Origin of the sequence: Streptomyces pluripotens (genome assembly GCF_000802245.2) — a bacterium.
Lineage (GTDB): Bacteria > Actinomycetota > Actinomycetes > Streptomycetales > Streptomycetaceae > Streptomyces > Streptomyces pluripotens.
Genome location: NZ_CP021080.1, coordinates 5,388,460 through 5,402,671, shown reverse-complemented (window position 1 = coordinate 5,402,671; position 14,212 = coordinate 5,388,460). Strand labels below are relative to the sequence as shown.

The window sequence follows — 14,212 nt, the reverse complement described above, 5'->3', positions numbered from 1 at the left end:
TCGACCCGGGCCCCTCAACGCGGATGTCCTGAACGCAGCAACCCCGCGTGCTTAGGCCTCGTCGTCCGCATCGGTGTCCTTGGTCAGGCGCGTGATGCCCGCGATGCGGTAGGCGTCCGACTCCTCCAGCGTCTCGCTCTCCAACAGCGCCCGGGCGAGGGCGTCCAGTTGACCGCGGTGGTCGCGGAGTTTGCGACGGGCCTCCTCGTAGCACTCGTCAACGATCCGCCGCATCTCGGTGTCGATCGCATCGAGGGTCTGCGGCGCGGCGGCGAGGCCGTAGGCCTGCTGGGCGTCGTTCGGGAGCGCGGACAGGCGGCCGACCTGCTCGCTCATTCCCCAGCGGGAGACCATCCCGCGGGCGATGTTCGTGACCTGTTCCAGGTCGCTCTCCGAGCCGGTGGTGATCACACCGTAGACGACCTGTTCGGCCGCCATCCCGCCGAGCGCGCCGATGATCCGGCCGCGCAGGTACTCCTCGGTGTACGCGTACTTGTCCGCGTCCGGGGTGGAGAGGGTGACGCCGAGTGCCCGACCGCGCGGGACGATAGTGACCTTGCGGACGGGGTCGGCACCCGGCTGGAGCATGCCGAGCAGGGCGTGTCCGCTCTCGTGGTAGGCGGTACGCCGCCGCTCGTCCTCGGGCATGACCAGCGCGCGTTCCGCGCCGAGCTGGATCTTCTCCAGGGCCTCGGAGAAGTCTGACCGGGTCACCACCGGCTGCTTCCGCTTCACCGCGAGCAGAGCGGCCTCGTTGGCGAGGTTGGCCAGTTCGGCACCGGTCATGCCGGGGGTCGTGCGGGCCACCTGGGCCAGGTCCACGTCGGCGGCGAGCGGGATGTCGCGGGTGTGGATCTCCAGAATGGCCTCGCGGCCGCCGCGGTCCGGTGGCGAGACCTGGACGATCCGGTCGAAGCGGCCGGGGCGGGTGAGCGCCGGGTCGAGGATGTCGGCACGGTTGGTGGCAGCGATGACGACGACACCCTCCGCACCCGAAAAGCCGTCCATCTCGGTGAGGATCTGGTTCAGGGTCTGCTCGCGCTCGTCGTGCCCGCCCATCCCGGAGCCGCCCGCGCGGGCCCGGCCGATGGTGTCGATCTCGTCGATGAAGATGATCGACGGAGCGACCTTGCGGGCCTCTGCGAACAGCTCCCGTACCCGGGAGGCACCGACGCCCACGATCATCTCGATGAACCCGGAGGCCGACGCAGAGAAGAACGGCACCCCCGCCTCGCCCGCGACCGCGCGCGCGAGCAGCGTCTTTCCGGTGCCGGGTGCTCCGGCGAGCAGCACACCGCGCGGCATCTTGGCGCCCATGCGGCGATAGGCGTCGGGGTTCTTCAGGAAGTCGACGACGTCGTTGAGCTCGCCCGCGACCTCGTCGATGCCAGCCACGTCGGCGAACGTGGTGCGCTTCTCCCCCGGCACCAGCTCGACCGGCTTCGGTGCTGCCTTGCGCCCCAGCATGCCGCCCGCGCCGCCGAGCCCCGCCCTCATCCGCCGTGCGATGAGGACCCACACGACGACCAGCAGCAGCATCGGTGCCAGTGAGATCAGGAGGTTGGCGAGGAAGCTGCGGTGCTGGACGACGGGCACGGCGGTGACCGTGACGTCGTGCTTGGTCAGGTTCGCCCAGAGGTCGTCGTCCGCGAAGGACGGGCGCTCGGTGTTGAACTTGGTGTACTTCCCGCCGCCGTCGGGGTTCTCCTGCTCCCTCTTGAGCTGGCCCTGGATCGAGTCGCCCTTGGCGTAGATCTTGGCGACGTTGCCATCGTTCACCTGTTTGCTGAACTCGGTGTACGAGATCGTCGGCTCGTTGGCCTGGTCGAAATAGGACAACACCAGGTTGGCGACCAGGTACACGACCAGCGCGGTGAGGATCAGCCGCCACCAGCCGCCGCGCATCCTCCGCCCGCCGGACGGCCGCTGGGACGGTTCCTCGGGCGCGCCCTCGGTACGCCAAGGCTGGTCCGGCGACTTGCGGGACGGCGCGGGGTTGGTCATATCCGGACGGTACGACACCGGTCCAGGACCGGCACGCGCAAGGGCGCCCTTCCGCGCGGAGGACGCCCCTGACGAGGTACGGCGAGCGTGGTCAGCCCATGAACTTCTTGAACTCGTCCGGCAGCTCGAAGTCCTGGCCGCCCTGCTGCGGCAGCCCGAACGCGTTGCCGGCCTGGGCCGCAGCCTCACGACGCTGGGCCGCCTCCAGCTCCTGCTGCTTGCGCTTCATGGGGTTGCCCGAGCGCTGCTTGCCCTTGGCCTTCTTCGGCTGCTTCTTCTGCCGGCCGGGACCGCCGCCCATCCCGGGGATACCCGGCATGCCCGGCATGCCGCCGCCCTGGGCCATCCGGGACATCATCTTGCGGGCTTCGAAGAACCGCTCGACGAGGTTCTTCACCGCACTGATCTCGACGCCTGAGCCCTTGGCGATGCGGGCGCGACGGGATCCGTTGATGATCGTGGGGTCCTGGCGCTCCGTCGGGGTCATCGACTTGATGATCGCGGCGGTGCGGTCGACGTCCCGCTCGTCCAGGTTGTTGATCTGGTCCTTGATCTGCCCCATGCCCGGGAGCATGCCGAGCAGCTTGGAAATGGAGCCCATCTTGCGGACCTGTTCCATCTGGGACAGGAAGTCGTCCAGGGTGAAGTCCTGGCCCTTCTTGGACGCCAGCTTCGAGGCCATCTTGGCGGCCTCTTCCTGGCTGAAGGTCTTCTCCGCCTGCTCGATCAGGGTGAGCAGGTCACCCATGTCGAGGATGCGGGAGGCCATCCGGTCCGGGTGGAAGGCGTCGAAGTCGTCCAGCTTCTCGCCGTTCGACGCGAACATGATCGGCTTGCCGGTGATCTGCCGGATGGACAGGGCCGCACCACCGCGGGCGTCACCGTCGAGCTTGGAGAGGACCACACCGTCGAAGCCGACGCCGTCGCGGAAGGCCTCGGCCGTGTTGACGGCGTCCTGACCGATCATCGCGTCAACGACAAACAGGATCTCGTCCGGGGAGACCGCGTCGCGGATGTCCGCGGCCTGCTGCATCATCTCCGCGTCGATACCGAGGCGGCCGGCGGTGTCCACGATCACGATGTCGTGGACCCTGGCCTTCGCGAACTCGATCGAGTCCTGGGCAACCTTCACCGGGTCGCCGACGCCGTTGCCCGGCTCGGGCGCGTAGACGGCGACGCCCGCGCGCTCGGCGACGACACTGAGCTGGTTGACGGCGTTCGGGCGCTGCAGGTCACAGGCGACCAGCAGCGGCGAGTGGCCCTGCTCCTTGAGCCAGCGGCCGAGCTTGCCGGCCAGGGTGGTCTTACCAGCACCCTGCAGACCAGCGAGCATGATCACGGTGGGGGGCTGCTTGGCGAAGCGGAGCCGCCGGGTCTCGCCCCCGAGGATGGTGACCAGTTCCTCGTTGACGATCTTGAGGACCTGCTGGGCCGGGTTGAGGGCCCGCGAGACTTCGGCACCGAGCGCGCGTTCCTTGACGTTCTTGATGAACGTGCGTACGACAGGCAGGGCCACGTCCGCTTCGAGCAGCGCGATGCGAATTTCGCGGGCCGTGGCGTCGATGTCCGCCTCGGACAACCGCCCCTTGCCGCGCAAGCTCTTGAAAGTCGCTGAGAGGCGATCGGAGAGAGTATCGAACACGGTGGCGTCGGTCCTCGGAGTCGGAGTCGTTTTGGGCTGCCCTCCAGGGTATCCGGCCGCGCAAGCGATTCGTCCCCGCCCGTTGTGTCCAGCGGGCGGGGACGGCGAGCCCGGACCGGCCGGGAGCGCTCACCGTGCGCGATCGCGCGACCGTGAGGTCACGCCCGAAGCGTCTCCTCCAGCTTCCGCGCCACCGCCGCCGCCTCCCCGTCCGGCAGGGGCGCGCCCTCCGCTCCGGTGACGTAGAAGGCGTCCACGGCGTTCGCACCCAGCGTCGAGGCATGCGCGCTGCGCACCCGTACGCGCGCGTCCTCCAGCGCCCGGCCGATGCGGAACAGCAGCCCGGGGGCGTCCTGGGCGCGGACCTCGATCACCGTGGCCAGGCGGGAAGCCGCCGGGTGGACCGTGACGCGCGGCGGGGGCGGGACGACTCCACGACGGCGGGGATAGGCCGCGTCGCGTTCGGCGAGGCGGACCGCGATGTCCAAGGAGCCGTCCAGGGCCCGGACCAGATCGGCGCGCAGTCGGGCCGCCTGGGGCAGGGAGCCGTATTCGGCTGCGACCCGCCAGTTCAGGAGCAGCAACGGAGCGTCGTCGACGGCATCGGGCAGGCGCAGGGTCCGCAGCTCGGCGGTCCGGACGGTGAGACGGTGCACGGCAAGGACTCCGGCGACCGCGGGCAGCACACCGGGCTGGTCCGGAACGGCGATGAGCAACTCGACGCCGAGTGGCTCGGGTGCGCCTGTGGGCTCCTCCGCCGCGACCGGCTCCTTCTGGGCACGCAACGCGAGGACCGGGCCGCTGGTGCGGAACGCCTCGACTGCGAGCCGTTCCTGCTCGGCGGTGGGCGCGACCGGCTCGGGCTCGTCGGGGACGTCCCCGGCGAGGACGGCCGAGACCCGCTTGACCAGGTCGGCGACCAGCGAACCGCGCCAGGAGGACCAGGCGGCCGGGCCGGTGGCCAGGGCGTCCGCCTCGGTGAGGGCGTGCAACAGCTCCAGGGTGCCCTGCGAACCGACGGCCTCGGCGACCGAACGGACGGTAGCCGGATCCTCCAGATCGCGCCGGGTAGCGGTCTCGATCAACAGCAGATGGTGGCGCACGAGCGTCGAGAGCACACCGACGTCGGCGGTGTCGAAACCGATCCGGGCCGCCACGTCCTTGGCGATGATCTCGCCGGCCACGGAGTGGTCGCCGGGCCAGCCCTTCCCGATATCGTGCAGCAGCGCGGCGATCAGGAGGAGGTCGGGGCGGCTGACTCGGCGGGTGAGCTCGGAGGCACGGACGGCCGTCTCGATCAGGTGGCGGTCGACGGTCCAGACGTGCACGGCGTTGCGCTGGGGGCGGCAGCGGACCCGCTCCCAGTCGGGGAGGAGACGGGTGACCAGGCCCTCGGCTTCCAGTGCCTCCCACACCTCGACGGTGGGACGGCCGGAGCCGAGCAGGGTGACGAGCTGTTCGCGGGCCTCGGCCGGCCAGGGAACGGGCAGGGGGCGGGTGGTGGCGACCATGCGCCGTACGGCGTGCAGGGAGAGCGGAAGACCCGCCTGTGCGGCGGCTGCCGCGGCGCGCAACGGGAGTACCGGATCGCGTTCGGGACGCGCGGCGCGGGCGAGTACCACCTCGCCCTCCTGCTCCACCACTCCTTCGGCGAGCGGGGAGCGTTCGGCGGCCGCCCTGCCGCCCCCCGGTGCCCTCCCGTCGCCCGTCACCGCCCTTCTGAGGAAGTCGCTCCGATCCCTCGCCAGCTTGCGCAGGCGCGGACGGACGGCACGTGACCGCAGCACACGTCCCACTTCACGCCAGGTGACATCGCTGGCGTAGGAGATGACACGCGCAGACTCGTACACCTGCCGCAGCAGGGTGTCGGCGTCCAGCAGCCCCAGCTCGGCCGCCACCTGATCCTGCTCCTGCAGGGCGAGCCGGTCAGTGGCGCGGCCGGTGGCCAGGTGCAGGGCGTCCCGTACGTCGAGCAGGCGGCGGCGGGCGTCCGCGAGTCCCTCGCGCGGGGCGTCGGCCAGCCAGGAGGCGGCCACGGCGCGCAGGGCGGTGGCGTCACGGAGGCCGCCCCGGGCCTCCTTGAGGTCGGGTTCCAGGAGGTATTGCAGTTCGCCCTGCCGTTCGGCGCGCTCGGCGCACAGTTCCCGGAGTTCCGGGAGGCGCTTGGGGGCCTGGTTGCGCCAGTCGGCGAGTACGGCGGTGCGCAGTCCGGTGGTGAGTCCGAGGTCACCGGCGAGGTGGCGGGCGTCCAGCAGGCCGAGGTGGACCTTCAGGTCCTCCCCGGCCGTCTTGCGGGCCTCGACGGGTGTGCGGACGGAGTGGTCGAGGGCGAGGCCGAGGTCCCAGACCGGGTACCAGAGGCGGTCGGCCAGGGCTGCGACCGCACCGGTGTCGGAGCCGTTGTGCAGCAGCAGAAGGTCGAGGTCGCTGCGCGGGGACAGCTCGCCGCGGCCGTAGCCACCGACGGCGACGAGCGAGACGCCGCCGCTGACGCCTTGGCTCTCCGCCGCTGCCGTGAACAGTCCGGCGAGCCAGTCGTCGGTCAGTTCGGCGAGGGCGGCACGGCGCGGCGGCCCGGACCGCGCTCCCTGAGTGAGGAGGCGCAGCCGGGCCGCCGCGTAGCCGCTGGGTCCCGAGTCTTCCGTTCCCGTTCGCACATCCGTACCCGTCACCCAGCGACTCCTGTCCTTCTGCTGTTACCTCGGGACGCTCTGCCGTGTCAGAGCGCGTCCGGACCACGCTCGCCGGTGCGGACCCGTACGGCCGTCTCGACCGGCAGGGACCAGACCTTGCCGTCGCCGATCTTGCCGGTGCGGGCCGCCTTGACGACGACCTCGATCAGCTGCTCGGCGTCGTCGTCCTCGGCCAGCACCTCGATGCGGATCTTGGGCACCAGGTCGACGGTGTACTCGGCACCACGGTAGACCTCGGTGTGGCCTCGTTGCCGGCCGTAACCGCTGGCCTCGGTGACCGTCAGCCCGTGGACCCCGAAGGCCTGCAGGGCCTCCTTGATCTCGTCGAGCCGGTGGGGCTTGACGACGGCGGTGATGAGCTTCATGCGTCCACCTTCCTGGTCTGTGCGGCAGCCAGGGCCGGAGCCGCGGCGGTCCCGCCGACCCCGCCGCCTGCGCCACTGAAGTCGTATGCGGTCTCGGCGTGTTCGGCCTGGTCGATACCGGAGATCTCCTCGTCCTCGGTGACTCGCATACCCATGGTCTTGTCGAGCAGGAAGGCCAGGACCGCGGAGGCGATCAGGGAGTAGGCGAGGACCGCGAAGACACCGGCGCACTGCTTCCACAGCTGGGTGAAGGAGTGATCGCCGTAGAAGACGCCCGTGGCAGCGGACTGGCCCTTGCCGGTGGCGAAGAAGCCGATGAGCAGCGAGCCGATGATGCCGCCGACCATGTGGACACCGACGACGTCGAGGGAGTCGTCGTAGCCGAACTTGAACTTCAGGCCCACGGCCGCGGCACAGGCGACACCGGCGATGGCACCCACGGCGATCGCGCCGAGCGGGGAGACGGCACCGCCGGACGGGGTGATGGCGACCAGACCGGCGACCGCGCCGGAGGCGGCGCCCAGCGTAGTGAATGCGCCGTGGCGGATCTTCTCGTAGGCGAGCCAGGCCAACATGGCGGCGGCGGTGGCGACCTGTGTGTTGACGAACATCAGCGCGCCGACGCCGTCACTGTTGCCGAGCCAGGAACCCGCGTTGAAGCCGAACCAGCCGAACCAGAGCAGACCGGCGCCGAGCATGACCCACGGGAGGTTGTGCGGGCGCATCGGGTCCTTCTTGAAGCCGATGCGCTTGCCGATGACGAGGATCACGCCCAGAGCACCGGCACCGGCGTTGATGTGCACCGCCGTACCACCGGCGAAGTCGATCACACCGAGCTTGTAGGCCCAGCCGTCGGCGCCCCAGACCCAGTGGGCCACCGGGACGTAGACGATCGTGACCCACAGGGCGATGAAGAGCGCCCAGGCCGAGAACTTGACCCGGTCCGCCAGGGCACCGCTTATCAGGGCCGGCGTGATGATGGCGAACATCAGCTGGAAGACCATGAAGACGAAGATCGGGATGGTGGTGCCGTCCCAGAGCTCCGTCAACCCGATGTTGCTGAGGCCGAGCCAGTCGGAGTTCCAGCCGATGACGCTGGAGCCGGAGCCGAAGGCGAGTGAGAAGCCGTAGAGCACCCAAAGGATCGTGACGATCCCCAGGCTGATGAAGCTCATCATCAGCATGTTCAGGGTGCTCTTGACCCGGACCATGCCTCCGTAGAAGAAGGCCAGGCCCGGGGTCATGAGCATCACCAGGGCGGAACAGATGAGCATGAAACCTGTGTCGGCGGACGACAACTTGGGTGCGTCCGCCGCAAGCATGATGGCTGGTGCCATCGGCGTCTCCTCGTCGGTTGGTGCGGCCCCGTGCGGGTCGGTGCCTGAGCGGTCCGGTCAGTGAGGGGTGGGCCGGTTATGCGCCACGAGATTGGCGCAGCGCGGTTTCGGTGGGGGCCCCTCGTTGTTTCACCGGGGTGACGAAGACGCCGGGCGTGTTACACGTCCATGAACTGCCAGATGCGGGGCGCGCCGATCGTTATCGTGGCGCAACCTTCGGTGAGGGCACCGCGGCCGGGCGCAGCGGAGACTACGGCGGCGGGCAAGGAGCCGCGAGAGCGGCGTCGTCCTGGGTGCGGACAACGGGCCGGCCGCGGCGGGCCTCTCCGATGACCTGGCATGGGGGAGCCGAGTCGGGCAGTTCGGGAGGACCGGCCGCGGCCGGGGTTCGGGGGCGCCGGGGCGCGTCAGACCGCCTCGGCAGTCTCGGGTAGGTCGACGGCGAGCTGATCGGTGAGATCGACCACTTGGGTGAGGTCGCCGTAGTCACGGACGGCCGCGTCGACCGTCTTTCGGATACGAGTGTTCACACGCTCGGAGCGGACCTTCCTGGCGGTCTCCATGGCCTGCGAGGCGTACTCCGTGCTGCGCTCGGGCTCACGCTGCAGCAGGTGCACCGTGGCCATGCCGATCAGGTTGAGTGCGTACGACCGCTGGTGCTCGGGATCCTTGGCGAAAAGCTCCACCGCCCGCTGCATGAGCGGCTCGGCGAGGGACGCGTAGGCCGGGCTGCGGCCGGCTACATAGGCGAGATCGCGGAAGGAGTGGGAGTTCTCGCCGTGCAGTTCGGCCTCGGAGAAGAAGCGGATCCAGTCCGGGTCCGGCTCGTCCCACTCGTCGACCTCGGCAAAGGTGTCCTCGGCCATGCGGACCGCACGCTTGGTCCTGCCTGGCTGCCCCATGTTGGCGTAGGCGCGAGCCTCCATCGCATACAGCATGGACTGGGTGCGCGGGCTCGCGCAGTCGCGGCTGCCGTACTGGGCCAGGTGGATCAGTTCCAGGGCGTCGTCGGGCCTGCCGAGGTGGATCATCTGGCGGCTCATACTGGAGAGGACGTACGAGCCGAGCGGCTTGTCACCGGCTTCCTTCGCCGCGTGCAGGGCGAGGACGAAGTACTTCTGCGCAGTGGGCTGGAGGCCCACGTCGTACGACATCCAACCCGCCAGTTCCGCGAGTTCGGCGGCAACCTTGAACAGTGTGCGGGTGGTGGCCGCGGGCTGGGACTCCTGGAGAAGTTCGGTGACCTCGTGCAGCTGGCCGACCACCGCCTTGCGGCGCAGACCGCCGCCGCACTGGGCGTCCCACTGACGGAACATGCGCGTGGTGGACTCCAGCAGGTCCAGCTCGGGCTTGGACAGCCGGCCCGGCCCGCGGGAGTGAAGGGCGGACTCGGGACCAGCCGGAACCCGGGCGGTCGGGACGGGGACGAGCCAGCGTTGCATGGGCTCGATGAGGGACGGGCCGGCGGCCAGTGCCAGCGAGGTGCCGAGGAAACCGCGCCGGGCAAGCATCAGGTCGCTGCGCGAGAACTCACTGAGCAGGGCGATCGCCTGCGGTCCGGTCCAGGGGAGGTCGACCCCGGACACGGAGGGTGACTGGCGGGCGGCACGCAGCCCGAGGTCCTCGGTGGAGACCACGCAGCCGAAACGCTCGGAGAACAGCTCCGAAAGGATGCGCGGAATCGGTTCGCGCGGATTCTCCCCGTCCAGCCAGCGCCGTACGCGCGAGGTGTCGGTGGAGATGTGGTTGGCGCCCAGCTGACGTGCCCGGCGGTTCACTTGGCGGGCCAGCTCGCCCTTGGACCAACCGCTGCGCACGAACCACGAGCCCAGCAGCTCGTTGGAACGCTTGGCAGCGTTTGTCCCGCTTCCGCCATTGCCGCTCACTGGAACGCCCCCATCCCTGAAACCACTTGTCGCCGAGTGCGCCAAGCCCTATCAGAATGCCGGTAAATACGGCCGGCCGTCCGCCAGTTCTCACCCTTCGAACGAGCTGGCGACTTGCCTCCGGCATACCCACGAGTGCACACGCCTCCGGGACTGGACACTCACAGTAATCCCACGATCACCCGCCCAGCCACGGCAATCTCGGAAACGCCACCATTCGCCACCCCTTCGAATGAACTCACGATCGCCGCAACGCGATTCACTTGACAGAGGGCGACCGGAAGTGAGCGGAGTGGCGCACACGGGGGCGCACGCCCCACGAAGTGCCACCCGACGTACCCCAAGGCGCTGCACTGGCCTCGCGTCGCCGAGGGCAAGCGGAGCCGTAGCGTTACGTTCCGCTTCCGTCTCGTTCCGTGTCGTAACCACCGGCGCGCTGGACCCGTTGGAGGGGGCATGGGCTTCACGATCGGCGGCATTCGCGAGATCCGCACGGGCACACGTCGGCGCGGCCGGGCCTCGGAGTGCACCGCCGTCGCCGAATTCACCGGACTGTGGGGGTGGGACGTGGTGCCGGGCGCACGGGCCGCGGCGGGCACCTGCTCCTGCGGACACGCCGACTGCCCGGCACCGGGCGCGCATCCGCTGGACTTCGCGCCCCAGGTTCAAGGCGGGGTCACACTGGACGAGGTGAGCCGGGCCTGGGCGGAGTTCCCGGGTGCGGCGGTCATGCTGCCGGTCGGCCGGTCGTTCGATGTCATCGAGGTCTCGGAGTCCGCCGGCCGTCGCGCCCTGGTCCGCCTGGAGCGCATGGGCCTCCCCCTCGGTCCGGTGATCGCGACACCGGACGGCCGGGCCCACTTCTTCGTCGCGGCCGGCGCAGCCGCCGAACTCCCCCGGCTGCTGTACCGCATGGGCTGGGACGATCCCTCCTCGCTGGACCTGCACGGCCTCGGCCCGGGTACGTACATCACCGCGCCGCCCTCCGACCGGGGCGGCCTCGGCCCGGTGCGCTGGCTACGCCCGCCCGCGCTGGACTCGGCGACACGGCCTCCTGCGGCACGGTTGCTGCTGGGCACACTGGCGTATGTGGCACACCGGTCGCGGGCCAGGGCCTGACCGCACCGTACAAAGCGAAGCGCCCGACCCCAACTGCACCGTGGGGCGGGCGCTTCTCGTCGGCCGGGAGTGCGCCCGGTCAGTCGCCGATGAGCGCGTCCACGAACGCCTCCGGCTCGAACGGCGCCAGATCGTCCGCGCCCTCGCCGAGCCCGACCAGTTTGACCGGCACCCCCAGTTCGCGCTGGACCGCGACGACGATGCCGCCCTTGGCCGTACCGTCCAGCTTGGTCAGCACGATGCCGGAGATGTCCACGACCTCGGCAAACACCCGGGCCTGCACCAGGCCGTTCTGACCGGTGGTGGCATCGAGGACGAGCAGTACCTCGTCCAGCGGCGCGTGCTTCTCCACGACGCGCTTGACCTTGCCCAGTTCGTCCATGAGGCCGGTCTTGGTGTGCAGACGGCCGGCAGTGTCGATGAGGACGACGTCGACCCCCATCTCCTTGCCCTCCTTGACCGCGTCGAAGGCGACGGAGGCGGGGTCGCCCTGCTCGGGGCCGCGCACGGTGTAGGCGCCCACCCGCTCGCCCCAGGTCTGCAACTGGTCGGCGGCGGCGGCCCGGAAGGTGTCGGCAGCGCCAAGCACGACACTGCGGCCATCGGCGACCAGGACCCGCGCGAGCTTCCCGGTGGTGGTGGTCTTCCCGGTGCCGTTGACGCCGACAACCATCACGATGCCGGGCCTGCGATCCTCGGGCTCGGTCTTCACCATGCGGTCGACATCGGTGCCGACCAGCTTGAGCAGCTCCTCGCGCAGCAGGCCACGCAGTTCCTCGGGCGTACGGGTACCGAGCACCTTCACGCGCTCGCGCAGCCGCTCGACCAGTTCCTGGGTCGGCTGCACGCCGACGTCGGCGGTAAGGAGCGTGTCCTCGATCTCCTCCCAGGTGTCCTCGTCGAGGTGCTCGCGGGAGAGCAGCGTGAGCAGGCCCTTGCCCAGGGCGTTCTGCGAGCGGGACAGGCGGGCGCGCAGGCGGATCAGCCGCCCTGCGGTGGGCTCCGGGATCTCGATCTCGGGAGCCTCGACAGATGGGGGCTCCTCCACGGCGACCGACGCGGGGCCGCCGCCTGGGAGATCCACCTCCTCGATCGTCCGGCGCGGTTCGTCGCGCGGCGTCTCGGCCTCATCGCCGACGTGCGGCTCGGCCGGGGGCGCGGTGATGTCGGGCGTCTTCGGCGGCGGCGGAGGCAGCGGCTTCTTGCGCCGGCTGCCCACGATCAGCCCGCCGATCGCGCCGAGCACGACCACGGCGATGACTACAGCAAGGATGACGGTTTCCATAACCCGACCAGTATCGGCCATGAAGGGTGGCCAATCGAAGAAGCTGCGACCCCGTGACGGTACGCGTGCAGGCCATCACGCCGTACCCGAGCGTCTCGACCGGAGTCGCTCTTGATCTGCGCCCTTGCCTCCATCAGGAGTGTTTCGGCAGGTCAGCCGAGGCCGTGGCCAGCGCTCGCGCTGCGACTCCACACCGTGGGGTGTTCCGAGGCACCCCACTGCTGACCGGAGGCTGCGAGAGCACGGCGCGCCCCGGTGGCCGGTGCCCGAGGCCACGTGGACGCGTGTCCCGTCACCGGCACGGGCCCTCGACGAACCACGGCGGCCCTCGTGCGCTGAGCCGCTCACACCCGGGTCACGGGCCCGTCGACACCGGTATCCGTCGGCATGCCGAGATGGTCGGGGGCACGCCCTCGGCTGGGCCGCGGCGATCACGAGCTCGGGCCCGCTGCATCCGGCGCTCCGAAGCCCCCCTCGACGGGCTCGGCAGACCTGGTTCAGCCCGCCGAGTCCGCCGGGGGCCGAGCTCCGTGGACGTCTGAGGCGGCCGCCGCCCTGCGGGGCCGGCCGCCGGTGTCGGGCACGGGCCCGGTCACCCCGCGAGCCCGCCGTCCCACCATGGCCATCTGACGAAACGTCAGCTACGGTCCCCTCGGCACCGCATCGCACCGGAGGGGGACTTCCCATGCCCGTCACGGTCGTACGCTTCAACCTCGCCGAGCCCGGCGCGACTCCCGCCTCTCTCGCCGACCGCTACCGGACCGCCCTGGAGATGGCCGCATACGCGGACGAGCACGGGATCAGCACCGTGCAGACCGAGGAACACCACGGAGCGGACGACAACTGGTTGCCGTCGCCGTTCGCCTTCGCCGGGGCGGTGTTCGGCGCGACCCGCCGCATCACGGTGACGGTGTCCGCGGCGATCGGTCCGCTGCACGATCCGCTGCGGCTGGCCGAGGACATCGCCGTCCTGGACCTGCTCAGCGGCGGGCGACTGGTGACCGTGGCCGGAATCGGATACCGGCCCGAGGAGTACGCCCTGTTCGACGTCGACTTCGCGCGACGGGGCCGACTCCAGGACGAACTGCTGGAAACCCTTCTGAAGGCGTGGACGGGCGAGGAGTTCGAGTACCGGGGCCGGAGGGTACGGCTCACCCCCCGCCCGTGCACCCATCCGCACCCCCCGCTGTTGGTCGGCGGCTCCTCGAAGGCAGCCGCCCGCCGGGCCGCCCGGCTGGGACTGCCGTTCTTCCCGAGCGCCCATCTGCCCGAGCTGGAGGCGTACTACAAGGAGCGGCTCGCCGAGTACGGCACGGAGGGCTGGACCATGATGCCCGCCGCCGAGACCCCGCTCCTCCACCTGTCCGAGGAACCGGACCGCGCCTGGGCCCGCTACGGCGAGCACTTCCTGCACGAAGCCCGGACCTACGACTCCTGGCAGCCGGCCCGGACCCGCTCGGCGGTGCGGTCGACCGCCGGAACCCTCGCGGAGCTGCGCGCCGAGGGGGTGTACCGCGTTCTCACTCCGCAGGAGTGCGTGGCACAGGACCTGGAGAGCATGGTGCTGCACCCTCTGGCGGGCGGGATGCCCGTGGAGGAGGGGTGGCGCAGCCTCAGGCTGTTCGCGGAACAGGTACTCCCGGCACTGCGGCATCGAACCGCTCGGCCAGAGCGCGACTGAGCCGCTGCGGTAGCCCGTCCCGGTCGGTGCGCCGTACCGCGCGCCGCGCCCAGGAGGGCCGGCCGCGCGCGGAGGTGCCTGACGGCGCCGGCGTCGGGGGCGGCATCCGGGACCTGCCCGGACCCGGGGCCGGTACGGCACCGCCGCCCCCGGGTCCGGGCAGGTCCCGGGCCGGGGGCGGCGGACGGTACGAGGAGAGG

Annotated in this window: 9 protein-coding genes; 2 read left to right on the top strand and 7 right to left on the bottom strand. The window is 70.6% G+C overall.

Annotation, left to right across the window (positions count from 1 at the left end; all coding sequences use genetic code 11):
• Nucleotides 1–51: 51 nt before the first annotated feature.
• The 6 genes from ftsH to nsdA all read right to left on the bottom strand — a co-directional run bounded on the left by ftsH (nt 52) and on the right by nsdA (nt 9,927).
• Nucleotides 52–2,004 (bottom strand): ATP-dependent zinc metalloprotease FtsH, encoded by a 1,953-nt coding sequence (ftsH, locus tag LK06_RS24395; RefSeq protein ID WP_039656482.1) that lies wholly within the window; start codon nt 2,002–2,004, stop codon nt 52–54.
• A 91-nt stretch (nt 2,005–2,095) separates the two neighbouring features.
• Nucleotides 2,096–3,646 (bottom strand): signal recognition particle protein, encoded by a 1,551-nt coding sequence (gene ffh / locus LK06_RS24390; RefSeq protein WP_039656483.1) that lies wholly within the window; start codon nt 3,644–3,646, stop codon nt 2,096–2,098.
• Nucleotides 3,647–3,804: 158 nt separating this feature from the next.
• On the bottom strand, nt 3,805–6,318 hold the full coding sequence (locus LK06_RS24385) for a [protein-PII] uridylyltransferase (RefSeq protein WP_043407717.1): 2,514 nt from the start codon (nt 6,316–6,318) through the stop codon (nt 3,805–3,807).
• Between the two features lie 47 nt (nt 6,319–6,365).
• On the bottom strand, nt 6,366–6,704 hold the full coding sequence (locus LK06_RS24380) for a P-II family nitrogen regulator (protein WP_039656487.1): 339 nt from the start codon (nt 6,702–6,704) through the stop codon (nt 6,366–6,368).
• Nucleotides 6,701–8,041, bottom strand: coding sequence for an ammonium transporter (locus LK06_RS24375; protein ID WP_039656489.1), 1,341 nt, complete (start codon nt 8,039–8,041; stop codon nt 6,701–6,703). Before LK06_RS24375 ends, LK06_RS24380 begins: the two co-directional genes overlap by 4 nt.
• A 407-nt stretch (nt 8,042–8,448) precedes the next feature.
• Nucleotides 8,449–9,927, bottom strand: coding sequence for a transcriptional repressor NsdA (nsdA, locus tag LK06_RS24370; RefSeq protein ID WP_039656491.1), 1,479 nt, complete (start codon nt 9,925–9,927; stop codon nt 8,449–8,451).
• A gap of 456 nt (nt 9,928–10,383) precedes the next feature.
• On the opposite strand from nsdA, the gene LK06_RS24365 reads away from it, so the two are divergent.
• Nucleotides 10,384–11,046, top strand: coding sequence for a bifunctional DNA primase/polymerase (locus LK06_RS24365; protein ID WP_039656493.1), 663 nt, complete (start codon nt 10,384–10,386; stop codon nt 11,044–11,046).
• Nucleotides 11,047–11,125: 79 nt separating this feature from the next.
• Here the strand turns inward: LK06_RS24365 and ftsY are convergent, their stop codons facing one another.
• The gene (gene ftsY / locus LK06_RS24360) at nt 11,126–12,331 is read right to left on the bottom strand and encodes a signal recognition particle-docking protein FtsY (RefSeq protein ID WP_039656494.1); all 1,206 of its coding nucleotides are present in this window, start codon (nt 12,329–12,331) and stop codon (nt 11,126–11,128) included.
• Between the two features lie 685 nt (nt 12,332–13,016).
• On the opposite strand from ftsY, the gene LK06_RS24355 reads away from it, so the two are divergent.
• The gene (locus LK06_RS24355) at nt 13,017–14,012 is read left to right on the top strand and encodes an LLM class flavin-dependent oxidoreductase (protein WP_039656496.1); all 996 of its coding nucleotides are present in this window, start codon (nt 13,017–13,019) and stop codon (nt 14,010–14,012) included.
• Nucleotides 14,013–14,212: the final 200 nt, after the last annotated feature.